Annotated in this window: 22 protein-coding genes and 1 pseudogene; 16 read left to right on the top strand and 7 right to left on the bottom strand. The window is 60.4% G+C overall.

Annotated elements, in window-relative coordinates; translation table 11 throughout:
* Positions 1 to 182 precede the first annotated feature (182 nt).
* The 14 genes from ACM110_RS04820 (at position 183) to ACM110_RS04755 (ending at position 17,860) form a co-directional block, all read left to right on the top strand.
* Entirely contained in the window at positions 183 to 974 is a 792-nt protein-coding gene (locus tag ACM110_RS04820; RefSeq protein WP_416126828.1) for a hypothetical protein, read from the top strand.
* A gap of 10 nt (positions 975 to 984) precedes the next feature.
* Positions 985 to 1,125, top strand: coding sequence for a hypothetical protein (locus ACM110_RS04815; RefSeq protein ID WP_416126827.1), 141 nt, complete (start codon positions 985 to 987; stop codon positions 1,123 to 1,125).
* 26 nt (positions 1,126 to 1,151) lie between these two features.
* Entirely contained in the window at positions 1,152 to 2,555 is a 1,404-nt protein-coding gene (locus ACM110_RS04810; protein WP_416126826.1) for a DUF1254 domain-containing protein, read from the top strand.
* A gap of 12 nt (positions 2,556 to 2,567) precedes the next feature.
* Complete coding sequence (locus ACM110_RS04805) at positions 2,568 to 3,515, top strand: transporter (protein WP_416126825.1); 948 nt, start codon at positions 2,568 to 2,570, stop codon at positions 3,513 to 3,515.
* A gap of 8 nt (positions 3,516 to 3,523) precedes the next feature.
* Positions 3,524 to 4,504 carry an AAA family ATPase gene (locus ACM110_RS04800; protein ID WP_416126824.1) on the top strand — a complete coding sequence of 327 codons (981 nt, stop codon included), beginning with the start codon at positions 3,524 to 3,526 and terminating at the stop codon, positions 4,502 to 4,504.
* Positions 4,501 to 5,436, top strand: coding sequence for a DUF58 domain-containing protein (locus tag ACM110_RS04795; RefSeq protein ID WP_416126823.1), 936 nt, complete (start codon positions 4,501 to 4,503; stop codon positions 5,434 to 5,436). The genes ACM110_RS04800 and ACM110_RS04795 overlap by 4 nt, the downstream gene beginning before the upstream one ends.
* Positions 5,433 to 6,023, top strand: a complete 591-nt coding sequence (locus ACM110_RS04790; RefSeq protein WP_416126822.1) for a DUF4381 domain-containing protein — start codon at positions 5,433 to 5,435, stop codon at positions 6,021 to 6,023. Before ACM110_RS04795 ends, ACM110_RS04790 begins: the two co-directional genes overlap by 4 nt.
* Positions 6,010 to 7,002 (top strand): vWA domain-containing protein, encoded by a 993-nt coding sequence (locus ACM110_RS04785; RefSeq protein ID WP_416126821.1) that lies wholly within the window; start codon positions 6,010 to 6,012, stop codon positions 7,000 to 7,002. The genes ACM110_RS04790 and ACM110_RS04785 overlap by 14 nt, the downstream gene beginning before the upstream one ends.
* Before the next feature lies 1 nt (position 7,003).
* Positions 7,004 to 8,584: a VWA domain-containing protein gene (locus ACM110_RS04780; protein WP_416126820.1), complete on the top strand. Its 1,581-nt coding sequence runs from the start codon at positions 7,004 to 7,006 to the stop codon at positions 8,582 to 8,584.
* Positions 8,581 to 10,023 carry a hypothetical protein gene (locus tag ACM110_RS04775; RefSeq protein WP_416126819.1) on the top strand — a complete coding sequence of 481 codons (1,443 nt, stop codon included), beginning with the start codon at positions 8,581 to 8,583 and terminating at the stop codon, positions 10,021 to 10,023. Before ACM110_RS04780 ends, ACM110_RS04775 begins: the two co-directional genes overlap by 4 nt.
* Positions 10,020 to 11,048 carry an HAD family hydrolase gene (locus ACM110_RS04770; protein WP_416126818.1) on the top strand — a complete coding sequence of 343 codons (1,029 nt, stop codon included), beginning with the start codon at positions 10,020 to 10,022 and terminating at the stop codon, positions 11,046 to 11,048. The genes ACM110_RS04775 and ACM110_RS04770 overlap by 4 nt, the downstream gene beginning before the upstream one ends.
* A 73-nt stretch (positions 11,049 to 11,121) precedes the next feature.
* Positions 11,122 to 12,696 carry an arylsulfatase gene (locus tag ACM110_RS04765; protein WP_416126817.1) on the top strand — a complete coding sequence of 525 codons (1,575 nt, stop codon included), beginning with the start codon at positions 11,122 to 11,124 and terminating at the stop codon, positions 12,694 to 12,696.
* A 190-nt stretch (positions 12,697 to 12,886) separates the two neighbouring features.
* Positions 12,887 to 15,400, top strand: a complete 2,514-nt coding sequence (locus ACM110_RS04760) for a fused MFS/spermidine synthase (protein ID WP_416126816.1) — start codon at positions 12,887 to 12,889, stop codon at positions 15,398 to 15,400.
* 99 nt (positions 15,401 to 15,499) lie between these two features.
* The gene (locus tag ACM110_RS04755) at positions 15,500 to 17,860 is read left to right on the top strand and encodes a tetratricopeptide repeat protein (protein WP_416126815.1); all 2,361 of its coding nucleotides are present in this window, start codon (positions 15,500 to 15,502) and stop codon (positions 17,858 to 17,860) included.
* Between the two features lie 99 nt (positions 17,861 to 17,959).
* On the opposite strand, the pseudogene ACM110_RS04750 reads toward ACM110_RS04755, so the two are convergent.
* Positions 17,960 to 18,422 (bottom strand): annotated as a pseudogene (locus ACM110_RS04750) (DUF934 domain-containing protein).
* On the bottom strand, positions 18,419 to 20,092 hold the full coding sequence (locus ACM110_RS04745) for a nitrite/sulfite reductase (protein ID WP_416126814.1): 1,674 nt from the start codon (positions 20,090 to 20,092) through the stop codon (positions 18,419 to 18,421). The pseudogene ACM110_RS04750 and the gene ACM110_RS04745 overlap by 4 nt, the downstream one beginning before the upstream one ends.
* A 323-nt stretch (positions 20,093 to 20,415) precedes the next feature.
* Here ACM110_RS04745 and ccoN point away from each other — a divergent pair, with 323 nt between their 5' ends.
* Together ccoN and ACM110_RS04735 are read left to right on the top strand one after the other, a co-directional pair.
* Positions 20,416 to 21,843, top strand: coding sequence for a cytochrome-c oxidase, cbb3-type subunit I (gene ccoN / locus ACM110_RS04740; protein WP_416126813.1), 1,428 nt, complete (start codon positions 20,416 to 20,418; stop codon positions 21,841 to 21,843).
* The gene (locus ACM110_RS04735; RefSeq protein ID WP_416126812.1) at positions 21,843 to 22,064 is read left to right on the top strand and encodes a cbb3-type cytochrome c oxidase subunit 3; all 222 of its coding nucleotides are present in this window, start codon (positions 21,843 to 21,845) and stop codon (positions 22,062 to 22,064) included. The genes ccoN and ACM110_RS04735 overlap by 1 nt, the downstream gene beginning before the upstream one ends.
* A gap of 50 nt (positions 22,065 to 22,114) precedes the next feature.
* Here ACM110_RS04735 and ACM110_RS04730 read toward each other — a convergent pair whose 3' ends face one another.
* The 5 genes from ACM110_RS04730 to ACM110_RS04710 all read right to left on the bottom strand — a co-directional run bounded on the left by ACM110_RS04730 (position 22,115) and on the right by ACM110_RS04710 (position 26,087).
* Positions 22,115 to 22,609, bottom strand: coding sequence for a hypothetical protein (locus tag ACM110_RS04730; RefSeq protein ID WP_416126811.1), 495 nt, complete (start codon positions 22,607 to 22,609; stop codon positions 22,115 to 22,117).
* A 368-nt stretch (positions 22,610 to 22,977) separates the two neighbouring features.
* Positions 22,978 to 23,958, bottom strand: coding sequence for a LysR substrate-binding domain-containing protein (locus ACM110_RS04725; RefSeq protein ID WP_416126810.1), 981 nt, complete (start codon positions 23,956 to 23,958; stop codon positions 22,978 to 22,980).
* 62 nt (positions 23,959 to 24,020) lie between these two features.
* On the bottom strand, positions 24,021 to 24,971 hold the full coding sequence (locus ACM110_RS04720) for a peptidylprolyl isomerase (protein ID WP_416126809.1): 951 nt from the start codon (positions 24,969 to 24,971) through the stop codon (positions 24,021 to 24,023).
* The gene (locus ACM110_RS04715; RefSeq protein WP_416126808.1) at positions 24,968 to 25,438 is read right to left on the bottom strand and encodes a YbjN domain-containing protein; all 471 of its coding nucleotides are present in this window, start codon (positions 25,436 to 25,438) and stop codon (positions 24,968 to 24,970) included. Before ACM110_RS04715 ends, ACM110_RS04720 begins: the two co-directional genes overlap by 4 nt.
* 19 nt (positions 25,439 to 25,457) lie before the next feature.
* The gene (locus ACM110_RS04710; protein ID WP_416126807.1) at positions 25,458 to 26,087 is read right to left on the bottom strand and encodes a DNA repair protein; all 630 of its coding nucleotides are present in this window, start codon (positions 26,085 to 26,087) and stop codon (positions 25,458 to 25,460) included.
* Positions 26,088 to 26,089 lie beyond the last annotated feature (2 nt).

Raw genomic sequence — 26,089 nt, 5'->3', positions numbered from 1 at the left:
ACACAAAATCAGCGAGATTTTGCGCACAAAACCAAAGAATTAATTCTTTCGACTGGCTAAACCGCGGTTAGCTGCTAGCGTCAACCAGACGTGTCCTACAGGCTTGATACCAAAAGAGATTACGTCGTAACGGCCAGCAAGTGCCGAGTCATCTGATGAGCCACCAGGGAACCGGGGGAATCATGTTGAAAAAAATGGGGATGGGCGCCGTTGTTCTGGTGAGTTCGCTTGCGCCTTTCATTTTTGCTCAGGCGGACGACGCCGAGACAGCCAACAAAAGCAACAACCCGTTGAACATCGCGCCGGGGATGAGCCTGCAGGATTACTACACCCCGAAGTTCTACGATTCCAATATTCATACCAATGACGTGCTGGTGCGCGGCACGCTGCCGATTGCGCCCAACGACTTCATTGGCGTCCCGCAATTGATACGTGTCACGGCGCCGATCAGCACGCGCCCGGACCCGAACAGCGGCTACAGCACCGGCGAAGGTGATCTGAACCTGTTCGATATCTTCCTGCTCAAGACCGAAGGCGTGCAGTTGGGCGTTGGCCCGATGATTACTGCGCCCACTGCCGATCAGGACGAACTCGGCACCGGCAAATGGCAAGGTGGCCTGGCCGCTGTGGCCATCGACGCCTCGCCTCGCGGTCTGTTGGGCGCGCTGGTGCAATACCAGAGCTCCTTCGCCGGCGACGATGACCGGCCTCACGTCGAAAGCGCAACCATGCAGCCTTTCATCATCCATAACCTGGAAAAAGGCTGGTATCTGCGCTCCACCGGGATCTGGACCTTCGACCTGAAGAACGACACCCATTACATCCCCCTCGGTCTGGGTGGCGGCAAGGTGTGGAAATCCGGGTCCAATGTCCTCAACGTCTTTATCGAACCACAGTGGACCGTGGACCACAAAGGCGATGGTTTGCCGAAGTTCACGCTGTACACCGGACTCAACGTCACGTTTGGAAAGTGAGGACATTGCCATGCAGATTGCCATTCGCGCAGCCATCTTCAGCCTGATGACCACGTTCGTCAGTTGCGGTGTTGGCGCCCATGACCTGGTTACCCACCCGCAACACACCGAACAGCACTCGACGCTTGTCAGCATCACGGCCGGGCAATGACGCCAAAGGTTGAATAAGGAAGCTTTATGAGTAACCGCCTGCTGCTCACTACACTCGCTCTTTCCCTGAGTACCAGTGCTTGGGCCGATTTCACCGCTACCCCGGAGCAAGCCCGGGGCATCGCCAAGGAAGCCTATTTGTACGGTTTCCCGGTGGTGGAGATGTACAAGACCCTCTACACCCAGGCCGTGGACACGAAGAGCTCGAACTTCAAGGCGCCGTTCAACCAGATCGGCAATACCGCCAAAGCCTTCACCGCCAAGGACACCGCGTTCGTCACGCCGAATGCCGACACGCCCTACTCTTTCGTCTGGATGGACCTGCGCGCAGAACCGCTGGTATTGACCCTGCCACCCATCGAAGAGCACCGTTACTACTCGGTGCAGTTGATCGACGCCTACACACAGAACTTCGCTTACCTGGGCACCCGCAGCACCGGCAACAATGGCGGCCACTTCATGATTGCCGGCCCCGACTGGAAGGGTCGCCAACCACAAAACATCGACCGGCTGCTGCGCAGTGAAAGCAACATTGCCTATGCGCTGTACCGCACGCAGCTGTTCGATGAAAAGGACCTGGCCAAGGTCAAGCAGATCCAACAGGGTTATCAGGTCGAAACCCTCAGCCAGTACGACAAACACAAGGCACCGCCCGCTGCACCGAAGATCGACTGGCCGAAGCCCTCGCCAACCATGAGCGACACCCCGGATCTGTTTCGTTACCTGAATTTCATGCTGACATTCGCCCCAGCCCAGGACGTGGAAAAAGACCTGCTTGCACGCTTCAAGACCATCGGTATCGAGGCCGGCAAGCCATTCAACCTGACCAAACTGAGCGCCGATCAACGCAAGGCGTTGGAGGACGGTATCAGCGACGCCAAGGCAGAATTCGCCGACTTCAAGAAAACCAGGGTGGATACCCACCAAGTCACCAGCGGCGATTTTTTTGGCACCCGCGATCACCTCAAGGGCAATTACCTGTACCGCTACGCCGGTGCCAACATGGGGATCTTCGGCAACTCCGCCGAAGAGGCCAACTACATTGGCTACTTCGTCGACAAGGACGGCCAACCGGTCGATGCCTCGAAACACGACTACACCCTGCATTTCGACAAGGGCGCCCTGCCCCCGGCCGATGCCTTCTGGTCGCTGACCATGTACGACGGCAAGAACAAACTGCTGGTAGCCAACCCACTCAATCGCTACCTGATCAACTCACGCATGTTGCCCGACCTCAAGCTCGACGCTGACGGTGGTCTGACCCTCTACCTACAAAAGAAAGCGCCGGCCAAGGACTTGCAAAGCAACTGGCTGCCCGCGCCGAGCGGCCCGTTCTACGGCATCTTGCGCCTGTACCTGCCCAAACCGGAAGTCACCAATGGCCAATGGAAAATGCCGTTGCTGACGCCGGTCACCCAACAAAATCAGTAAGCGGAGTCAGTCATGATCAAGCCCTACGTAGTGCGCCCGTTGCTGGCGCTGTGCATGGTCGGCGGCAGCCCGCTGGTGCTGGCGGTTGAAGGCGGGGTCGGCCGGCCGATCACCGGCCAGCAGGTGTTTTCCAATGCCGGGATCGTGCCGCCGGAACCCGGTTGGGTGATGTCCCTGACCAGCATCTGGTATGACGGCGATCTGAAAGGCAATTCACAAGTACCGATCGTGGGAGCCTTGAGTACCGGGCTGGACATGAAGGTTTCCTACACCATGGCCAACTTCACCCACGTCTGGGACACCGGCAAAGGTCGCTGGAACTACGCCTCGGCGATCGGCGTGCCGGTGCAGTACACCGACGTTACCGCCAACATCACTGGCCCCCGTGGCAGAACCCTCGGTACCGAGGACAAGGCCACGCAGTTCGCCGACATGCTGGTGACGCCGATTGCTGCCGGCTATCACTTCGACGAAGTCAACCACATCTCGTTTTCCCTGCCGATTTACGTACCGACCGGCGCCTATAACGACAATCGCCTGGCCAACGCCGGGCAGAACACCTACACCTTCATGCCCACCGTGGCCTTTACCCATCTGGATGGCAAAGGCGGCGAAATCACGCTGTCCAGCGGCCTGGAGTTCTACACCGAAAACGACGCTACGGATTATCAGAACGGCGACCTCTTCACCCTCGACGCACTCTGGACCCACGGCTTCGGTAATGGCTGGGCCGCGGGTCTTGCGGCGGGCTACATCCAGCAGATCAATGATGACTCCGGGTCAGGCTCCACCAGCGGTTTTCGCGGGCGCTCGGTGGGCGCCGGCCCGGTGGTGGGCTGGACCGGCAAGTTCGCCGACGCTCAGGCCAACCTCAGTCTGCGCTGGGTGCCGGAGTTCGACACCAAGAACCGTCCGGAAGGCAACGGCATCGCGGTCAACATGACCCTGGCGTTTTTCTAGGAGCTGACATGAGCGCACTCAACGACCTCAACGCCTTGCAAGCGAGTATTGCCGAAGCAGTACTCGGCCAGGATCAGGTGATCCGCCAAATTCTTGTGGGCTTGTTGGCCAACGGCCATTTACTGCTGGAAAGCCTGCCGGGCCTGGCCAAGACCCGCACGGTCAAGGCGCTGGCCAAACACCTGGACGCAAAGATGAGCCGCATCCAGTTCACCCCGGATTTGCTGCCCTCGGACATTACCGGCGCCGAGGTGCTGCATCAGGTGGAAGGCAAAAACGAGATCCGTTTTCAGGCAGGGCCATTGTTCGGCAACCTGATCCTGGCCGACGAAATCAACCGCGCCCCGGCCAAGGTCCAGGCCGCACTGCTCGAAGCCATGGAAGAACGGCAGATCACCGTGGCCGGCAACAGCCATGCGTTGCCGGAGCTGTTCATCGTGGTTGCCACGCAAAACCCGATTGAGCAGGAAGGCACTTACCCCTTGCCGGAAGCGCAGATGGACCGCTTCCTGATGAAAGTGCTGCTCGACTACCCGAGTGCGGAAAACGAAAGCCAGGTGCTGCGCCTGTTGCGCGAAGAAGAACAGGCCCTCGGCGCGAAAACCGCAGCAATGCAAGGCTTTGCGCTGGCTCAAGACGTAATCTTCGCCGCTCGCCGGGAAGTCAGTGCGGTGCATGTTTCCCCGGCCATCGACCGCTACCTGATCGACCTGATCAACGCCACCCGTCATCCCGCCGATTACGACGCCGACCTCGGCCGCTGGATCAACATCGGCGCCAGCCCGCGCGGCGGCATCGGCCTGGACCGTTGCGCCCGCGCCGATGCATGGTTGCAGGGCCAGGATTTCGTTTCGCCGGACAATGTGCGTGCCGTGGTGCATCCGGTGCTGCGCCATCGCCTGCAACTGAGCTATGACGCGGTGGCCGATGGTGTGAGTGCCGATCAGGTGCTCGACCGCTTGCTCGACAAAGTGGCGATTCCTGCATGAATGCCGACGGGTTGGTCTATGTCTCTCTGGCGCAATTGATGGCCCTGGAGTTCAAGGCCCGTGACCTGAGTTTTGTTGCCCGTCAGCCGCAAGGCAGCATTCTTGCGGGCAACCACGCGTCGCGCTTGCGCGGCCGTGGTTTGAACTTCGATGAGTTACGCCGCTATCAACCCGGCGATGATTTGCGCCATCTCGACTGGCGCGCATCGCTGCGCACGGGTAAACCGGTGGTGCGCACCTTCACCGAAGAACGCGATCGCCCGGCGTTGATCCTCGTGGACCAGCGCATGAGCATGTTTTTCGGCTCGCAACGCAGCTTCAAATCCACCCTCGCCGCCGAACTCGGCGCCCTGGCGGCGTGGATGGTGTTCAACGCTGGTGACCGCGTCGGCGGGCTGGTGTTCAACGACCGGCGCATCGACAGCGTCGCGCCGTTGCGCAGCCGCAAGCGGATCGAAGCGCTGTGCAGCCGCATCGTCCAGCAGAACCAGGAACTGAACGCGGCCAATCCGGACGCCGAAGGCGAAGACCAGCTCGACAAGGTGTTGCAGCAATGCCTGGCCGTGGCCGGGCACGATCACCTGATCTGCATCGTCAGCGACTTTGCCGGCGCGGGCGAGCGTACGTTACAGCTGATGCGCCAGTTGGCGGCGCACAACGATGTGATCGCCATGCAGGTCTACGACCCGTTGGCGCTGAACTTGCCGAAAAATGGCCGACTGCTGATCACCCAAGGGCAGTTGCAGGTGGAACTGGCGGTGGAACGGCGTCAGGTGCACCAGCCTTTGGGCGACTTCCTCAGCGGACGGCTCAAAGATGTGGCCACGCTACTACGTCGCAGCCAAGTGCCGTTGATGATGTTCAGCACCGCCAGCGAAGCGCAGGAACAACTGCGTGCCGAACTGGGCAAACTTGTTGGGGGGCGGCGATGAACCCCAATATTCCGAGCATCGAGCAACTGAAGGAAATCGCCCTGCCGGCACCGGTCAGCTATGCACCGCAGACCTGGGGTTGGTGGGTGTTGCTGGCATTGCTTGTGGTGACGGCACTTCTGCTGGGTACGCGGCGTTACAGGCAATGGCGGCGTGACCGTTATCGGCGGGAGGCGTTGGTGCGGCTGGCGCAGTTGCAGCAGCGCAGTGGTGATCTGAATGCTTTGCGCGAGTTGCCGGAATTGCTCAAGCGCATCGCCCTTTCCATGCCCTCCACACACACCACAAAACCTGTGGGAGCGAGCTTGCTCGCGATGGCGTCCGGTCAGTCGAAATCTGCTTTGAATGTGCCGTCCTCATCGCGAGCAAGCTCGCTCCCACGGGGTCCTGCTGCGTTAGGGAAAGATGATTGGCAAGCCTTTCTGCAGCAACACATCAAACAGCCGCTCCCCGCGGATTTCGGCCAGCAACTGGCCGTGCTGGCCTACGCCCCGGACGCCACCCTGCGCGCCCTGCCCGCTGAACAACGTCAACAACTGTTCGACACCTGCAAAACCTGGGTGGAGCGTCATCATGTGGCAGCTTGATTACCCCTGGTTGTTACTGCTGCTGCCCTTGCCGTGGCTGGGTTATCGCTACCTGCCCGATTACCGTGAAGCGCGCAGTGCCGTGCGCGTGCCTTTTTTCAACGCCATGAGCCGGGCGGTGGGTGAGGCACCGAGCCAGGCCGGCACCCGCAGCAATCGCTGGCAGTTGCTGTTGAACCTGTTGGTGTGGGGGCTCTTGCTGTTGGCCGCGGCCCGGCCAGTGCTCGTGGAAAAGCCCATCGAACGCCAGCAACCGGTACGCGACCTGATGCTTGCCATCGACCTTTCCCAGTCCATGGAAACCACCGACTTCACCGACGCCAATGGCCAGAAGATCAATCGTCTGGCCGCCGTAAAAGAAGTGGTCCACGGCTTTATCGACAAGCGCAAAGAGGATCGCCTCGGGCTGATCGTGTTCGGCAGCGGCGCGTACCCGCAGGCGCCGCTGACCCTTGACCACGCCAGCCTGTCGTTGCTGCTGGACGACACGGGGATCGGCATGGCCGGCCCCAACACGGCCATCGGCGATGCAATCGGTCTGAGCCTGAAACTGCTGGACCAGGCCCATGAACAGGAGAAAGTCCTGATTCTGCTCACCGATGGCAACGACACCAGCAGCGCCATCACGCCGGACCATGCAGCGGTTATGGCGGCGGCCAAAGGCGTGGTGATTCACACCATCGGCATTGGCGACCCGAATGCCGAAGGCGAAGCCAAAGTGAATCTGCAGGGCTTGCAGGACATTGCCAAAACCACCGGTGGGCGCTTCTTCCGCGCCGAAGACCGCAATGCGCTGAATCAGGTCTACAGCACCCTCGACCAGCTCACCCCGCATCAAGTGAAAACCCTCAGCCATCAACCCAAACGGGATCTGTTCTGGTGGCCGCTTGGCGTTGCAATCGCCGTGCTCGCGTTCTATCACCTGTGCGCGCTGCTGCGTCCGCGCCTGACCATTGCCCGTCAACGGCAGGAGGCCTGAGATGGATATCAACCTCAGCGACTTCCACTTCCTGCGCCCTCTCTGGCTGTTGCTGCTGCCCTTCGCCGCCCTGCTGCCGCTGCTGTGGCGACGCAGCCAGGATCTGCAACGGCGTTTGCGCAGCAACATCGCCGAACACCTGCTGCCGCACCTGCTGATCACGCCGAAGGATCAGCACTGGCTGCGTCCGGTGCATCTGGTCTGCGCTCTGCTGGTGTTGGGTGCGATTGCCGCTGCCGGCCCCACCTGGGAACAGGATCGACCGGAATTTCTGGAAAACCGCGCGCCGCTGATCTTCGCCATAGACCTGTCGCCTTCCATGGATGCCAGCGATGTACAGCCGTCGCGGCTGGAGGCGGTAAAACACAAGTTGCACGACTTGATTCAGCGTCGCGCCGGCGCACGCAACGCGCTGATCGCGTACGCGGGCAGTGCTCATCTGGTGCTACCGCCGACCGATGATCCGGCCTTGCTCGACACGTTCATCCAGGCGCTGAGCACCGATCTGATCGGCAAACCGGGGAAAGATGTCGGCGCCGCTATCGACCAGGCCAAACGTCTGCTGGCCGCTGAAAAATCACCCGGCACCCTGCTGCTGATCACCGACGGCGCAGACACTTCAGCGCTGACAGACCTGGACAAGAAGCTCGACGGCAGCGCCCTGCAAGTGCTGATTCTGGCCGTCGGCAGCGAGGACGGCGGCATCATCCGCGATGCCAGCGGCCAGGCACGCACCGACAGCAATGGCCGTCCTGAACTGGGCAGTTTCGATCAGGATGCACTCAAGCAATTAGCCTCTGCGGTAGATGCGCCGCTGGGCAGCCTGACCCTCGACAACGACGATCTCGACTGGGTCGAACTGCACGCCCAGCAACACTTTCAGGCTACCAGTGACGAACAGCGCGAACTGCACTGGAAAGACGCCGGCTACTGGTTGTGCTGGCCGCTGTTGCTGATTGCGTTCTTCAGTGTGCGCAAGGGCTGGAGCCTGAACTGGATGGCGGGCTTTGTGCTGGTTGTCGGGCTCGGGTGGCCACCGGCCCCCGCGCAGGCCAATGCACTCGCCGATGTTTTTTTCACTCGGGACCAGCAAGGTCGTTGGGCCTTTGAGCACGAACACCTTCCGCAGGCCGCCGCGCTTTTTGTCGACCCTTACTGGAAAGGCATCGCCGCCTACAACGCCGCCGACTTCGATCTGGCGCTGGCCAGTTTCGCGCGCCTGCAAACGCCGCAGGCGTATTTCTATCTGGGCAACATTTACGTGCGTCGCTTCAAATTCGACCAAGCCATTGCGGCCTACACCCAGGCGCTGAAATTGCAGCCGCAATTCCCCGAGGCCACCGCCAACCTGGCCTTGGCCATCGCCTTGCAGAAAGACACCGAAAGCGCCGAGCAGAATGCGCCGGAGGTCAAACCCGACGAAATCAAAATGGACAAGGCACCGGGCAAAGGCCAGAGCAAAGCCTTGGAGACCGAACAGGCGGCATCGGATGAACAGTGGTTGCGGAACCTCAGCACATCGCCGGCCAAATTCCTGAAACAGAAGTTCAGCTTGCAGGATCAGGCGGGGGCGAAGCCATGAGCAGTCTGTTGAACCGGGTTGCGGCCATCGCGGGCAAGCCCGCTCCCACAGGTTGCTGTGTCATGTTCAAAGGGTATGAACGACGCGGAACCTGTGGGAGCGGGCTTGCCCGCGATAGCGGTGGATCATTCACAGCACTACTCGCCACGGTTCTCATTTGCCTGTTCAGCACAACCGTCATAGCCGCCGAACCCGAACTGCGCGTCCACGCCACCCTGCAATCCAACAAACCGGCCATGGTCGGCAGCCTGATCGAGCTGCAACTCGAAGTCCTCACCGACACCTGGTTCACCAGCGCCCCCACCTTGCCCGACCTTAAGTTGACCGGCGCACTGGTCATGCCGCCCGACGGCCACGCCGAACACATCAATAAAACGCTCGATGGCAAATCCTTCAGTGGCATGCGCTACAGCTACCTGATCACCCCCAATCTGGCACAGGGTTTCGACATCCCGGCGCTGACGGTGCGCGCCACTCCCGGTCAGGCCACCACCGAGCTGAGCGCCCAGAGCCAGCCCTTGCATTTCACCGCGACACAACCACCAGGATTTCGGGCCGGTGAGCCGGTGCTGGTGGCTCAAGGGCTGCGATTCACGCAAAAAACCATCCATTCGGCCACGCCATTGAAGGTCGGCGACAGTATTACCCGTAAGCTGACGCTCCAGGCAGATGGCGCCCTGGCCATGTCATTGCCGACGCCACCGCTGGGTGATGTCCGAGGCCTGAGTCGTTACGCGAAATCCCCGCAGATCAGCAATCTGGATGACGGCCGCGGCCACTTCAACGGCGGGCAGCGCATCGACTCCGCGACCTACCGGGTCGACACCGAAGGTCATTACAAACTCCCGCCGATCGAGGTGAAATGGTGGGATGCCAGCACCGGGCAAACCCGCACCGCGCAAGTGCCTGAGATCGATTTCGACGCAGCGGCCAACAGTGCTTACAAACCGGTGTTCTCGATCACCGAAGACCTGAAAAAACTCGGCCGGCAAAACAGCCTGCATCTTTCCGGCTATGGCTTGGGGCTGTTCGTGCTGCTGTTGGTCGTCGCCGGGTTGTACGGGTTTGCCCGCCCGCTGTGGCAGCGCACCCGTTCTCGCTGGCAGGCCCGACGTCGTGCACGGCACGCGGCATGGCTGGAGTCCAGCGACTTCGCCTGGCGCCAGATCCCGGCACAACTCGACGGCAATCCGCCGCAGTTGAGCGCTTTGTACCTGTGGACCCGCCGCAGCCGCAAAGGCCTGAAGCTCACCGGTCTAGGCCCTCGTCTACAGGCGTTGTTACGGGCCTGTTACGGCCGAGAGCCGACCAAAGATCAGGCAATGCACCAACTCAAGGAATCCTTGACTACGCTGCATAGTCAGGCCGAACACAACAAAGAATCAGTCGCTCCCGCACTGCGACCACTCAACCCCGTTCACGAGAAGGAATTTCGATGATGAACCCGATATCGCTACGCCAACTTCACGGGTTTAAGTTTCTACTGACACTCGCCCTGAGCCTGCCCTTGCTGGTTCAGGCCGCCGAGCCACTGCCGTCCTGGAACGACGGCCCGTCAAAAAAGAACATCATCGAGTTCGTCCAGGCCGTGACCGATCAAAGCAGCAAGGACTTCGTCAAACCCGAGGACCGCATCGCCGTGTTCGACAACGACGGCACCTTGTGGAGCGAGCAACCGATGTACTTCGAGTTTCTGTTCGCCCTCGAAGAGGTCAAGCGCACCGCGGCGCAACACCCGGAATGGAAAACCACCCAGCCCTTCCAGGCCGTGCTGGAAAACGACCACAAAGCCCTGGCCGCCACTGGCACTGACGGGCTGATGAAAATCTTCGGCGCGACTCACACCGGCATGACCACCGAAGCCTTCGACGACTACGCCAAGACCTGGCTTTCCCAGGCCCGCCACCCGAAAACCGGCAAGCCTTACACCGAAATGATCTTCCAGCCGATGCTGGAAATGCTCGACTACCTGCGCAGCCAGGACTTCAAGACATACATCGTCTCGGGCGGCGACACCGGGTTCATGCGCGCCTTCGCCGAAAAGGTCTACGGCATTCCGCCCGAGCAAGTCATTGGCACGACTTTCGTCACGACGTTTGAATACAAGGATGGCAAGGCGTCGATCATGCGCACGCCGAAACTGGCACATAACGACGACGGCCCGGGCAAACCGGTCAGCATCGACGCCGTCATCGGGCGTCGACCAATCCTCGCCTTCGGCAACTCCGACGGCGACCTGCAAATGCTGCAGTGGACCGCTGCCGGAACGGGCAAGCGCTTCATGGGCCTGGTGCATCACACCGACGCCAAGCGCGAATGGGCCTATGACCGTGAATCGAAAATCGGCCGTTTGGACAAGGCTCTGGACGAAGCGAAATCCCGCGGCTGGACCGTCGTCGACATGGCTGCCGAATGGCGCCGGATCTACCCGTTCGACGCGCCCGCAACCGAGCAAGTGCAATAAAAAAGCGTAATGCAGGACTGCAATAAACGTTTGTCGCATCAGGCGACACAAGTGAGCATAAGGAGCCAGTCAGATGACTCGCATACGTAAGTGGCTACCGAAACTCGCCCTCGTGGCGACTTCGGTCATGGCGATTTCGGCGACAGCCGGGGCCGCCGAAAAACCTAACATTCTGGTGATCTTCGGCGACGACATTGGCCAGACCAACATCAGCGCCTATTCCATGGGTGTGGTCGGCTACAAGACGCCGAACATCGACCGCATCGCCAAGGAAGGCATGATGTTCACCGACTATTACGCGGAGAACAGCTGCACCGCTGGGCGGTCGTCGTTCATTACCGGGCAGACGCCACTGCGTACCGGGCTGTCCAAAGTGGGTATGCCAGGCGCGCCGGTCGGACTGCAAGCAAGGGACGTCACCATTGCCCAGGCGCTGAAGGCCCAAGGCTATGCGACGGGTCAATTTGGCAAGAACCACCTGGGCGACAAAGACGAGTATCTGCCCACCAACCACGGTTTCGACGAGTTCTTCGGTAACCTCTACCACCTCAATGCCGAAGAGGAGCCAGAGCGTCCCTACTGGCCCAAGGATGACGCTGATTTCGTCAAGGCAGCCTCTCCGCGTGGCGTGATCCACAGTTTTGCCGACGGCAAGATCGAGGACACCGGCGCATTGACCAAAAAACGCATGGAAACAATCGACGACGAAACCACCGCAGCCGCTCAGGCGTTTATCGAGAAACAGGCCAAGGCGGACAAACCGTTCTTCGTCTGGATGAACACCACCCGTATGCATGCATTCACTCACGTGCGTGAATCCATGCAAGGCCAAAGCGGCATGGTCGGCAACGAATACGCCGATGGCATGATCGAGCATGACGGTGACGTCGGCAAGTTGCTGAAAACCCTGGATGACCTGAAGCTCACCGACAACACGATCGTGGTCTACACCACCGACAACGGCCCTAACCAATGGTCGTGGCCGGACGCTGCGACTACGCCGTTCCGCAACGAGAAAAACTCCAACTGGGAAGGCGCTTACCGGGTTCCGGCGATGATTCGCTGGCCGGGCAAGGTCAAGCCAGGTGAAGTGTCTACCCAGATGGTCTCCGGGCTGGACTGGTTCCCAACATTGCTGGCCGCAGTAGGCGATACCGACATCAAGGACCGCCTGCTCAAAGGGACTGACCTGGCAGGCAAGAACTTCAAAGTGCACCTGGACGGTTTCAACCAACTGGATTACCTGACCGGTAAAACCGACAAGAGTGCGCGTAACGAGTTCTACTATTTCAACGATGACGGTGTCCTGGTGGGCATGCGCTTCAACGATTGGAAAATCGTCTTCTGTGAGCAGCGTGCGCCTGGTGGCCTGCAGGTGTGGAGCGAACCGTTTGTCTGCCTGCGTGTACCAAAAATGTTCAACCTGCGCATGGACCCGTACGAGCGTGCCGACGTCGTGTCTGACCAATATTATGATTGGCTGACCAAAAACGACTATCTGATCTTCGACGGTACCCGCAGATCTGCAAAATTCCTGCAAACCTTTGTCGACTATCCACCGAGCCAGCGTCCGGCGAGCTTCAGCATCGACCAGATCCGCGAGGCGGTAGATGCCAAGATTGCGGAAAAAATGAAAGCGGCACAGTAATACCGTTGGACCGCCGCTCGCCTTAACCGGCGAGCGGCCTTTTTCGGGGGAATGCAAATACATTCCCTGTAGGAGCTGCCGCAGGCTGCGATCTTTTGATCTTCAGCCATCAGGATCAAAAGATCGCAGCCTGCGGCAGCTCCTACATTGATTGATGTTTACTTTGCTCATTGCACAAGGCAACAAATCCATGTCCTCACGTGTCGCCAGCAAGTCGTCGGCCATACCTGCCCCTCACGTCGCCTCCCCGGCGCTGTTGATCCCCGCCCTTTTACTGTTCGTATCCGGTGCCGCGGCGCTGGTGTATCAGGTGCTGTGGATCAAGCAACTGTCATTGGTGGTCGGCGTGGAGGTGTACGCCATCACCACCGGGATCAGCGCGTTTTTTGCCGGGTTGGCGTTGGGTGGCTTGCTGTTTGGACGCTGGGCGGACAAGTTGCAGCAACCGGTTCTGTTGTACGCCGGGCTGGAAGTGCTCGTGGCGATACTCGGTGTTGGCGCGACGTTCGCCATGAGTCTGGCGGCCAGCCCGTTTGCCTGGCTGGAACAACATATCGGCCTCATGGCGTGGGTGTTGCCGTTTTTGCTGGTGGGCATCCCGGCGCTGCTGATGGGCGGCACCCTGCCCGTGCTGGTTCGCTCTCTTGCGACTGACCCGCAACAACTGGGCAAGGCCGGTGGGCACCTGTATGCAGCGAATACCGCCGGGGCCATTGCCGGCACCCTGCTCGCCGCGTTTGTGTTGATTGCCACCCTCGGCGTGCGCGGCAGTGCTCTGGCCGCCGCAATGCTCAACCTGCTGGCCGCCGCTGGCGCGTTGTGGTTTCAACGTCACCGCTCCATACCTGACGAGGCACCAGTGAAGCACCACGCCGACAAGGCACCGGATCGCCTCGCCCTGTGGCTGTATTCGATTGCCGGCGGTGTGGCGCTGGGCTACGAAGTGGTTTGGTCGCAATCGATCGTGCAGTTCATGAGCACGCGCACTTATGCGTTTGCCGTGGTCCTGGCGACTTATCTCGCCGGACTGTTCCTCGGCAGCGCCCTGCTTGCCCGTCGGGTCGATCGCCTGCGCGATCCCTGGGGCGTGTTCGGTTTGCTGATTGCCGGTGCCGGGCTGGTTGCGTTGCTGGAAATCGCCCTGCTGGGACGCTGGCTGATAGTTGCCCAAAGCGTTGTCGAAGCCTGGGTGCTGTCGTTTGGCGCCAGTGAATTGTTGGGCATGAGCGCACGCTTTGCGGTGGCGGCACTGAGCATTGTTTTTGTACCGACCTTGCTGCTCGGCGCGGCCTTTCCCGTGGCCCTGCGCTTGAGCGTCGGCCGTGACCATGTGGGGCGCAATGTCGGTGAGGTTGTCGCATTCAACACCCTCGGTGGGATTGTCGGCGTGATGCTTTGCGGCTTCGTGCTGATCCCTTTGTTGGGACTGGTTCGTACCTTGGGTCTGTTGGCGATCATCGCGGCCGGGATAGGATACTTCGCGGTGCGCAAGGGGCATGGGGTCAAGAAAGGCCGGCGTCAGGGCGTGATCGCCATCGGTTTGTTGGCCGTCGCATTGGCCGTCTTTACGCCGGTCAACAAACTGGCCAGCCTGCTGCCCGGCGCACGCAACGGCACGTTGACGTTCTATGAAGAAGGACGCGGCGGAACCGTCGCCGTGGTCACCCAAGGCAAGGGGCAAAAAACATTCGAGCGCCTGTATATCCAGGGCGTATCCAACACCGGCGACGCCATGCCGTCCCTGCGCTACATGCGCATTCAGGCGCTGTTGCCGCTGCTGATCCACAACGCTGAACCGCGTTCGGCACTGGTGATCGGCTTCGGTACAGGCATCACCGCCGGCGCGCTGACGCAGTACCCAGGCCTTGAACATCGCGTCGTCGCCGAACTGCTGCCCTCGGTGGTCAAGGCCGCGCCGCTGTTCAAGGGCAACTTCAATGCCGCCGCCAATCCCGGTGTCGATGTGCGATTGCGTGACGGTCGCCAGGAACTGCTGCGCAATCCACAACGCTATGACCTGATCACTCTCGAACCACCACCGCCCTCCGCTGCCGGAGTGGTGAACCTGTACAGCCGCGATTTCTATCAACTGGCCGCGAGCCGTTTGCAGAAACAAGGCCTCGTGGCTCAGTGGCTGCCGCTACCGACGCAGAACATCGACGACTCGCGCGCGCTGGTGCGCAGTTTCCTCGACGTGTTCCCCTACGCCAACCTGTGGACCAGCGAGTTCCACGAGATGTTGCTGGTAGGTTCAATGGAGCCGATTGAGCTGGATGCCGCGAAAATCAACCAACGCTTCCAGCAAGACAGCGTGCGCAGCACCTTGCAGGATGTCGGCATCGGTTCGGCCGCCGCATTGCTCGCGACCTGGGTGACGGATCGCGCCGGCCTGGAACGCTTCGCCGCTGACGCGCAACCGGTGACCGACGATCAACCGCGTATCGAGTACGCGCCGTGGGTCCGGGCCAAGGAAATCACCCGGGTGCTGCCGGCGCTGCTGGACTTGCACATCGAGCCGCCACTGGTGAATGCCGATGCTGGCTTCAACGAGCGCATGAACGCGCACCGGCAACGCCTGATGCAGTTTTATCGGGCGAGCCTGCATGCCTATGACGGCGATCGTGATGCCTGGGCGCGGGATATCCGCGAAGTGATGCGCGGCGATGGCGGGAATCCGTATTACCGGTGGTTTGTCGGCGAATGAGAGATCGCCATCATTTGACACACGCCGGCCATCCGGCAAAGCTGCATCGAGCAAGAACGCGCGCCTGACGGCAAACGCACCTGGACTACGGAAGTCGCAATGCCGAAACATAAAAATAAAGCAGCAAACCCAAACCCTGATTCGCGTCCCAACCTGATTAGTCGCTACCTGTTCCCTGTCACCATCGGCGCCCTGCTTTTGGCTGTCGCCGGTATCGGCTGGTTTCTGCTCAGCAGCACACCGGCTCCCGTGACCTATGCGCCGCCCATTGCGCCCGCCGCTCAACCGGCCAAACCGCAACCCCAACCGGTTGCCCAGGCGTCGGCAAAAATGGTCGACGAGCAGCAATGCCAGGGCTGTCACAGCGTCCAGGTCAAGGACTGGCAAGGTTCTCACCACCAATTGGCGATGCAGGAAGCCAACGCTGAAACCATGCTCGGCGATTTCAACAACGTCACCTTCAAGGCGGAAAACGAAACCACCCGTTTCTCGCGCAAGGACGACGGTTTCTGGGTCAATACGCCCGGCATCGATGGCAAGAACGCGGACTTCAAAGTCGCCTATACCTTTGGCATCGCACCGTTGCAGCAGTATCTGATCGAGGTTGGCGAAGGCCGCTTGCAAGCCCTCGGTGTGGCCTGGGATACAGAAAAGAATCGCTGGTTTCATCTCTATCCGGGCCAGGGCGTGACCTTCAAGGACCCATTGCACTGGAGCAAACCGAGCCAGAACGCCAACTTCATGTGCGTCGAGTGCCACACCACCGGATACAAGCGTAATTTCGATGCGGCCAAAAACACCTTCGACAGTCAGTGGAACAGCCTCGGCGTCGGCTGTCAGGCCTGCCATGGTCCGGCTTCCAAACATCTGGAATGGACGGCGAAGAAAACCGACCTGATCCATGCCGGTTTTGCCGTCGACCTCAAGGACAAGAACGCCACCGTCGAGATCGAAACCTGTGCGCGCTGCCATTCCCGTCGCGCGCCGCTGGGCGATGGTTTCACCGTCGGCAACCGGCTGATGGATGATTACCTGCCGAGCACCCTTACCCGCGAACTGTATGCGCTGGACGGCAAGATCAAGGATGAAGTGTTCGAACACGGCTCCTTCGCCCAAAGCAAAATGTTCGACAAGGGTGTGCGCTGCAGCAATTGCCACAACCCCCACAGCACTCAACTCAAGGCGCCGGGCAACGGCGTTTGCCTGCAATGCCACAACACGGCAGGCAAGACTTCGGTGGAAGGTGTCGACGGCAAAGGCCTGCAAGCGAAAAACTACGACTCCATCGAACACACTCGCCACACCATGGGCCAGCCGGGTTCGCAGTGCATCGATTGCCACATGCCCGGCAAGTTCTACATGGGCAATGACTTCCGTCACGACCACAGCTTCAGCATTCCCAACCCCGAACGGGCGAAGAAACTCGGTACGCCGGACGCCTGCCTGACTTGCCACCAAGGCAAGGCCGGCGACAAGGTCACCGAGCAGTTCAAGCTGTGGAACAGCGCCAGTACGGCGCAAGCCCCGCGTTACGACGAAAGCCTGTGGCTGATTCGCAACGGCCAGCCCGGCGCGGCGCAAGCCTTGTACGAGCAACTGCAACGCAGCAACCTGCCGGCGATTCAACGGGCCACCCTGCTGACCGAGTTGCCGATGTACCCCAGTGAACAAGCGCTGAAACTGGCGACCAAGGACTTGAGCAACCCTGCGCCGCAAGTGCGTGAAAGCGCCATTCGCGCAATCAGCGCCTTCCTGCCGCCACCGGAACGTGCGCCGCTGTTGACGCCTTTGCTGAGCGACCCGGTGAAAGCCGTACGCATTGCGGCGGCCCGGGACTTGCTCAGCGTGGCGCGCAACGGCTTGGGCACTGCGCAAGACAGCTGGAATGCCGCCATTGGCGAATACGAGGCGGTGCAAAAAAACCTGGCCGAACGCGCCGAAGCCAATCTCAACCTGGCCATGCTGTATCAGGCCAGCGGCCGCACCGGTGACGTCGAAAGTCTGCTGCGCACCTCGCTCAAGCGTGACCCGGATTTCTACCCGGCGCTGGTGACGCTGGTGCAGTGGCTGGAAGCCAATGGCCGCGGCGCGGAGGCTCAGGCGCTACTCGCACAAAGCCTGAAGGAACACCCGGATGCTGCGCTGCTGCAGCACACCCAGGGCTTGTCGCTGGTGCGTGCCGGCAAAGCGGATCAGGCCATGCCATACCTGCGCAAAGCCGCACAACTGGAACCGCAAAGTCCGCAGTACGGTTACGTTCTGGCCGTAGCGCTGCATGACAGCGGCAAGATTGATCAGGCCTGTGAAGAACTGGAAAGGTTGTTGAAGGTGCAACCAGCCAACCGCAACGCGCGTTTGTCGTTGATCCAGTACTACCTGGATAACGGACAGGAGCCCAAGGCTCAGGTGCTGTTGCAGGGCTGGAAGAAAATGAACATGGGGGATCCGGCGTTGAAATGATCGAGGAAACATCAAAAGATCGCAGCCTGCGGCAGCTCCTACAGAGAAACGCGTATTCCGGTAGGAGCTGCCGCAGGCTGCGATCTTTTGATCTTGTTGCTATGAGCGCCGCCGAAACAACGGCCGCGGCTCAATCACCGAACGTCCGTACAGCACGCTCATCCCCGCCAGTCCCTTCAACGCATCTTCCGCGGATTTGTCTTCGCGCACCGCGAAACTGTCAAAGCCGCATTGGCGCATGTGGCTGAGCTGATCGCGCAGCACATCGCCGATGGCGCGCAATTCTCCGGTCCAGCCCAATCGAGTGCGCAGCAGATACGCCTGGCTATACCCGCGACCATCGCGAAAACTCGGAAAGTCCAGGGCGATCAGGGGCAGTTGGCCAAACCACGGCTTCAGGCTTTCCACTTCATCGTCCGGCCCCAGCCACACAGCCTGTTGCTGCGGATTTTCCAGCCAACGGCTCAGCGGCAGTATCACTGCACCTTCGGGCAACGGTCCTTGCGGGTCACGCACAAGCGTCCACGGCCACGCCCTCTTCCAGCCGCAACAGATTGTTCATGCCGACACCTCAAGCACTTTCGGGTAGACCGCTTCCTTGAACGGCTCCAGCCCGATCCGCTGGAAGGCATCGACGAACAGCTCTTCGTTCTCGCGATAGCGCACGAAGGTGTCGACGATCTGCTCGATCACATCCGGCACTTCGGCGGCGCTGAAGGACGGGCCGATCACCTTGCCCAATGCGCTGTTCTTGCCCTGGGCGCCACCGAGGGTGATCTGGTACCACTCGCTGCCGTTCTTATCGACCCCTAGAATGCCGATGTTGCCGATGTGATGGTGACCGCAGGCATTCATGCAGCCGGAGATGTTCAGGCTGATGTCGCCCAGGTCATGCAGGTAGTCGAGGTCTTCGAAGCGTGCGGCAATGGCTTGGGCGATGGGGATCGACTTGGCGTTGGCCAGTGCGCAGAAGTCGCCACCGGGGCAGGCGATGATGTCGGTGAGCAAGCCGACGTTGGCGCTGCCCAGGTTGTGTTCGCAGGCCAGGCGCCACAGCGCGAACAGGTCGGCCTTGGGCACGTCCGGCAGGACGATATTCTGTTCATGGGCAATGCGGATTTCACCGAAACCAAAGCGCTCGGACCACTGCGCCACCGCGTCCATTTGCGCGTCGGTGACATCGCCCGGCGGCGCAGATTCGCCCGGTTTGGTCGACAACACCACGCTGACATAACCCGGCACTTTGTGCTGCTGCACATTACGTCGCACCCAGCGAGCGAACGCCGGGCTCTCGGACAGGTGCGTGCCGAAATCAAGGTTGGTGTCGGCCAGCTCGCGATATGGCGGCGCGACGAACGCACTGGCCACTCGCTGGTATTCGTCCTCAGTCAGTTGCGCCGGGCCGTCCCTGAGGTACTGCCACTCCTCCTCCACTTCCCGGGCGAAGGCCTCGATGCCCAGGGCCTTGACCAGAATCTTGATCCGCGCCTTGTATTTGTTGTCCCGCCGGCCATGGCGGTTGTACACCCGCAGCACCGCCTCGACGTACGACAGCAGATGCTGCCACGGCAAACCTTCGCGGATTTGCAAACCGAGGATCGGCGTGCGCCCCAGACCACCGCCGACGATCACCCGCAGCAGCATTTGCCCGTCGTCGCCGGGATAAAGATAGAGGCCGATGTCATGCATCATGATCGCCGCGCGATCCTGCTCGGCCGAGCAGATGGCGATTTTGAACTTGCGCGGCAGGTACAGGAATTCCGGGTTGATGGTCGACCACTGCCGCAAAATTTCCGCCAGCGGTCGCGGGTCGATCATTTCATCGGCCGCCACCCCGGCAAAGGCTTCGGTGGTGATGTTGCGCACGCAGTTGCCGGAAGTCTGGATCGCGTGCATTTCCACCTGGGCCAGGCGTTCGAGAATGTCCGGCACCTGAGCCAGTTCGATCCAGTTGAACTGCATGTTCTGCCGGGTGGTGAAGTGGCCGTAACCGCGATCGTAGTCCCGGGCGATGCTCGCCAGCGTGCGCATCTGCCGGGCACTCAAGGTGCCGTAGGGGATCGCCACCCGCAGCATGTAGGCGTGCTTTTGCATGTACAGGCCATTTTGCAGGCGCAGCGGCAGGAACTCTTCTTCGCTCAGCTCGCCAGCCATGAAGCGCTCGACCTGATCGCGAAACTGCGCAACACGCTCGAACACCAGCGCCCGGTCGTAATCATCGTATTGATACATCGGCTACCTCATCAGGATTGGTCGCAATACCTGGGGGAGCGAGCTTGCTCGCGGTGGCGTCAGTCCCGTCAACATCTGCATTGACTGCAAGTCCGTCATCGCGAGCAAGCTCGCTCCCACAAGGATTTTTCAGCGACTATGCGCCAGCGGTGCAGCGCGTTACAGATTCACCTGAATCGATAAAAACCGTATCAGATCGCGTCAGATTGCCGCAGTGATGCTGCAAAATCTGATCCGCATAAATGAAATATTCCTGAGTCTGTTTTGTTTCCGGTCAGGTTTTTACAGTGCAGCACGACTATGCAACCGTGGAAGCATTGACCATGAACACAACAACTATCGGACAGGCCTACAACTACAAGGTCGTCCGCCAATTCATCGTGGCGACCGTGTTCTGGGGCGTCGTGGGGATGGCGATGGGCGTGTGGATCGCCTCGCAACTGGTGTGGCCCGAAATGAACCTGGACCTGCCGTGGACCACCTTCGGCCGCTTGCGGCCATTGCACACCAGCCTGGTGATTTTCGGATTCGCCGGCAGCGCCCAGTTCGCCGCCAGTTACTACGCGGTGCAACGTACCTGCCAAGTGCGGCTGTTCTCGGACACGCTGGCCGCGTTCACGTTTTGGGGCTGGCAGTCGGTGATCGTGATCATGCTGATCAGCCTGCCGCTGGGTTACACCACCACCAAGGAATACGCCGAGATCGAGTTCACCGGCGCGGTGTGGATGACTGTGGTCTGGGTCGCCTACGCCATCGTGTTCTTCACCACCGTGGTACAGCGCAAGACCAAACACATCTACGTCGGCAACTGGTTCTTCGGTGCGTTCATCGTGGTGATCGCCATGCTGCACGTGGTCAATCACCTGTCGATCCCGGTGGACTGGTTCAAGTCCTACCCCGTGTATTCCGGGGCTACCGATGCCATGGTGCAGTGGTGGTACGGGCACAACGCCGTAGGCTTTTTCCTCACCACCGGATTCCTCGGGATGATGTATTACTTCGTGCCGAAACAGGTGGGTCGGCCGGTGTATTCCTATCGTCTGTCGATCGTGCATTTCTGGGCGTTGATCACCCTGTACATCTGGGCCGGCCCGCACCATTTGCACTACACCGCGCTGCCGGACTGGGCGCAATCGCTGGGCATGGCCATGTCGCTGATCCTGCTGGCGCCGAGCTGGGGCGGGATGATCAACGGCATGATGACCCTCTCGGGTGCCTGGCATAAGTTGCGCACCGATCCGATCCTGCGTTTTCTGGTGCTGTCGCTGGCGTTCTACGGTATGTCGACTTTTGAAGGACCGATGATGGCGATCAAGACCGTCAACGCCCTCTCCCACTACACCGACTGGACAATCGGCCACGTGCACGCCGGTGCTTTGGGTTGGGTGGCAATGATCACCTTCGGCGCGACGTACCACATGGTGCCGAAAGTCTTTGGCCGCGAGCAGATGCACAGCACGCCGCTGATCAACGCGCATTTCTGGCTGGCGACCATCGGCACGGTGCTGTACATAGCCTCGATGTGGGTCAACGGCATCACCCAGGGCCTGATGTGGCGCGCGATCAACGACGACGGCACGCTGACCTACTCCTTCGTCGAAGCCTTGCAGGCCAGCCATCCGGGGTTCGTGGTGCGTTTTACCGGTGGCGTGTTTTTCCTCAGCGGCATGTTGCTGATGGCGTACAACGTGTGGCGAACGGTGCGGGTTGCGGATGTGTCGATGGCCGAACGTGAGGCGCAGATAGCCTGATGACTGAAGTCATATTGAACATTCTGGGCGTGGCATTTTTATGGTTCGCCATCGAGTACTGCCTGCGCCACCAGACCGTCGAAAGCCTGGACGACGCCAGCCTGATCCCGTTTGCCGATGACCCGGAAGTAGCAAAGCGCGTGGAGTTGGCGACGGGCAAGACGGTGAAGGCGGTTGCGCCTGAAGTAGCGAAACCGGGTTGGGGTAACCTAGAAATCTGATAATCACTTAAGACTGTGGGAGCGAGCTCGCTCCCACAGTGGGCCTAGTCTTAGCTGCGCTCGCGGGGAATCAGGCTCTGCAGTTGCTGCGCCAGGAAATTCGCGTCAAACGCAAAGGTATCCGGGTCTTTCAAGCCATTGGTCTTGCGCCACTGCCAGCTCGTGGCCGGCGGCAGGCACACCAGCGACACGCTGCCAACGCGCGCGCCGGTGAACCCCGTCACCGCCACGGAAATCTGCCCGCCGACACCCATCACATCCGGCACGAAATCCACCGGTTTGCCGGCGATCAGGATGCTCAGCTTTTCGGTTTTGAAGGTCGAAGTCTCGACCGGAACACTTGGCCCCGACGCGACATACGCCTCGCGGCTGACCTCCAGCAGATGCGGTGCCAGTACCGGCTCCAGCCACTGCTGGATCTGATCGAACAATTCGCCAATGCGCGTCGCCCATTCGGCCGATTGCGACTCGAACAGCTGTTTCTTGTGCGCTTCGCTTTCTGCGTAGTGACGAAGCATCTCGCCCAGTTGCTGTACATCGTCCATTGCGGTGTTCCTTTGCCTGAAACCAGTGCTGCGGACATCGAGCATGGCAGATGTCCGCAGGTCGCGTACGACTAAACGCCCGGAGGTCGCCCGTATCCAACCGGGTCAGGCCCTGTGGCGCAGGCGCGCCATGCTCAAGGTGATGTGGGATTCGTTGAAACGTTCGAGGGTGATGACGCAATCAGTGGTCGTCATGGGTGATTCATCCTTGAGGCAGACATGGCCAGTCACTGTATATCGCAAACCTCCCGGATGGCGAGAACCCTTGTAGGAGTGAGCCTGCTCGGGATGAAGCCCTGTCAGACATATAAATGGCGGCTGATACAACGCTATCGCGAGCAAGCTCGCTCCCACATTTGGAGCGACGATCAGCCTTCAAACCACTCGCGGCGTTCGCTGAAGGTGTTCTGGATCAACTCGACAATCATCTGCACCTGCGGCTCATCCCGGGACTCGGCATTCACCGCCAACCACACCTGGCGCTGCATCGGCTGGTTGAACAGCCCCGGCAGTTCAATCAAGCCGCGATCGAAGCGGCCCATGTATTGCGGCAACAGGCCAATGCAGGCGCTGCAGCGGATCATCTCCAGCATCAACTCATAAGAGTGCAACTGCACCACGCCAGCCAGGCGCTGATCCACCAGTGCATTCCACGGCCGGAAGCTCTCGATCTGCCGGTCATGCTGCCATTGCACCAGCAGGAAATCGGCGAGGTCATCGAGGGTTTCGGGGCGCGAGGTAACCCGTGAGTAGCGTTTGGCGATATGCGGCTTGTAGTCCAGCCGCGCCAACGGTTGGGGCTTGCTGGTGGAAAAGCTCGGGCCGGGCACCGGAGATTCGGTCCCGGCCAGCCACACAGCCACATCGGCGCTGATGGCTTGCAGAGTCAAATCGCTGTCGATCGAGATGATGTCCAGGCGCACGCTGGCGTTGCGGCGCAACAGCGAAACCAGATCACGCCCGAGGATGTCGTGCAGGATGGTTTCCGCCACGGCCAGTCGAATCAGGGGTTGCTCGACCGCCGGCAGCGTGCGTTCGTGGGCCAGGGCAATCAACCGGGCGTGCAACTGCTGCCCATCACGAGTGAGCGTCAGTGAACTGTCCTTGAACTTGAACAACGTGCGTTGCAGTTGTTCCTCCAGTTGAGCGAGGAACTTGCGCAGGATGGTCGGCCGGACATTGAGGCTGCGGGCAGCCTGCATGAAACAGCCACAGCGGGCGCTGACCAGAAAATACTGCACCACCTCGACATCGATCCCGGCTGCCAGCGCCAGCCAGGATTCGGACTTGGCATCCTGGGGTCGGTAATCGGCGACACTCTGAGGTCCTGTTGATTCGGTCAATGACATCGATGACTCCCTGTCGATCTTTGTTGATTTAACTGCTCGCTCCCACAGGTAAAGTGCAACAGCTATTGGGGTTTTGCCTCCAGTATTTTGTTGAGTTCGGCGCCGTCGATGCTCAGCGTAGCCGTGTTGAGCATGCCTTCCAGGTAGGCTTTGGCGATCTGTTCCTGACGTTGGGCACGCAAGGCCTGGGTCAGGCGCTCACGCAGTTCGTCAAGAGTGGCCACCCGCGCCGGTTGCAGCTCGGTCAGCTTGATCACATGGAAACCCGCCGAACTCTGCACAGGCTCAGATACCGCTCCGACCTTCAGCCGCGAAACCGCACCGCGTACTTCCGGCACCAGTTGCGCCAACGGTTGCAACCCGGTGTCACCACCGCGCTCGGCGCTGGCGCGATCCTGGGAATACTGGCCGGCCAACGCAGCGAATTCTGCCGGGGTGGCCTGAGCTTTTCGACTCAGTTCCTGCGCTTGTTTGCGCACGCTTTCAAGGGTCTGCGGATCGCTCGCCCCGAGGAAGATCTGACTGACACGGTACAGTGCCGGGGTCACCCACTCTGATTTGCCTGAATCATAGGCTTGCTGCAATTCAGCGGCGCTCGGGTAATCCGTCGGCACTTGGCTGACGGACTGCAAGTAGTTTCGAAAGACGATCTGCTCGGTGGCGGCGCGGGTTTGCTGCTCGACATCAGGGCGCTGACGCCAGCCTTGGGCGTCGGCCTGTTCGAGAACCGCTTTCTCGGCCAGCCGCGAGCGAATCCAGCTTTCCAGTGTCGCGCGATTGCCACGCAGTTGATCCCGAGTCTCCGCAGGCAGGGACGCCAGCAATGCCTTGAGTTCTTCGCTGGCGACCTGCTGATTACCGAGTCGCGCCACTGCCGGTTCATTCGTTACCGCCAGCGATTTTACCGGTTGCGGTGCCGCCACCGGATCGTTACCCGGTCGCAAACCCGAAACCACCGCAACCACCAATACGGCCAGCGCTCCGGCGCTGGCCACTACCGTGCGCTTTTTCACAGGGCTGCGACCTCTTGCTCTGTGGTTTCAGCCTGGGTCTGCAACTGCGCGGCATTCTGGCTGTAGTCGCGCAGGTAAACGATGAACTCTTGCAGCAGGCGATCCCACAGTTCCAGATTGCCGCGAAGGTATTCGGCGCTGACACCGGCGGCCACCACCACGTCCATTTCCATCACCAGGAATTCACCCTGCACCGACAACCGGGCAAAACGTCGCGACGCGTTCCACAGTTCCGCCAGCCCGGCCGGCAATTCGCCCTGCACGCGCAAGGCGCAACTGAAAGTGAAGTCCACGTATGTGCCCTGCTCCGCCGCCAGGTTGCCGAAGCGTACGGCGTAGCCGATGCCCTGGCTGGCGCTGAGCAATTGCACGATGCCGTTCTGGTCAGTCTGGTTGACGCGATAACCGGCGGCTTGCAGCACTTCGGTCAGCGATAGAGGCGATACGTGAGCGATCAATTGAGTCATGTGAAGTTCTTCCCTGTTTTCAGTGAGTGACAGCAGCCTGAGGCGCGTCGAATTGAGTCTTGTAGAGTTCGTCGCCAAAGCCCTGGGCCAGTTCTTCGAACTTGACCCGCGCGGTGCCGGCGAACGGTTGGCGAATCTTCATCACTTCAGCGACGTCGATTTTTTCGTAGGCCGCGAGGATCTCCTTGGCCACGCCATACATCTGTTGATTCTTGACCGAACATTGCTGCATTTGTGTGTCACGTTCAGCCAATTGCGTTTCGAGCCGGGCGCGTTCGGCTTCTTTGCCGCGCGCCATGACCAACAGATCGTCGTAGGCCTTCTTGAACTTGCCGATCTGCTCGTTGCTGGCCGCGACTTGCGCCTGGACCTGGCTGTGCAGGCTGTCTTGCTGGCTCGCCAGCTGCTCGGCCGCGCCCTTGTATTTGGCCAGCTCGACGGTCAGTTGCTTGATCTGCGCCTGCGCAGCCTTGGCTTCGGCTTGCGCTGCAACCTGGGCGGCACTGGCCTGGGCCTGCTGGCTTTGCAGGGCCTGCAACTGTTGGGTGGTGCTGCGCAATTGCGTGCGCAGGCGTTCCTCCATGCCCTCGGCGCTCGCCCCTTGGGCCACCAACGCGCCCAGGGCAAACAACAGGATTTTTCTGTTCATCA

The sequence above is a fragment of the Pseudomonas sp. NFX98 genome (assembly GCF_047784845.1).
In the GTDB taxonomy this organism is placed as follows: Bacteria; Pseudomonadota; Gammaproteobacteria; order Pseudomonadales; family Pseudomonadaceae; genus Aquipseudomonas.
Note: the sequence above shows the minus strand (reverse complement) of the source record. Positions and strands in the feature narration are given on the sequence as shown.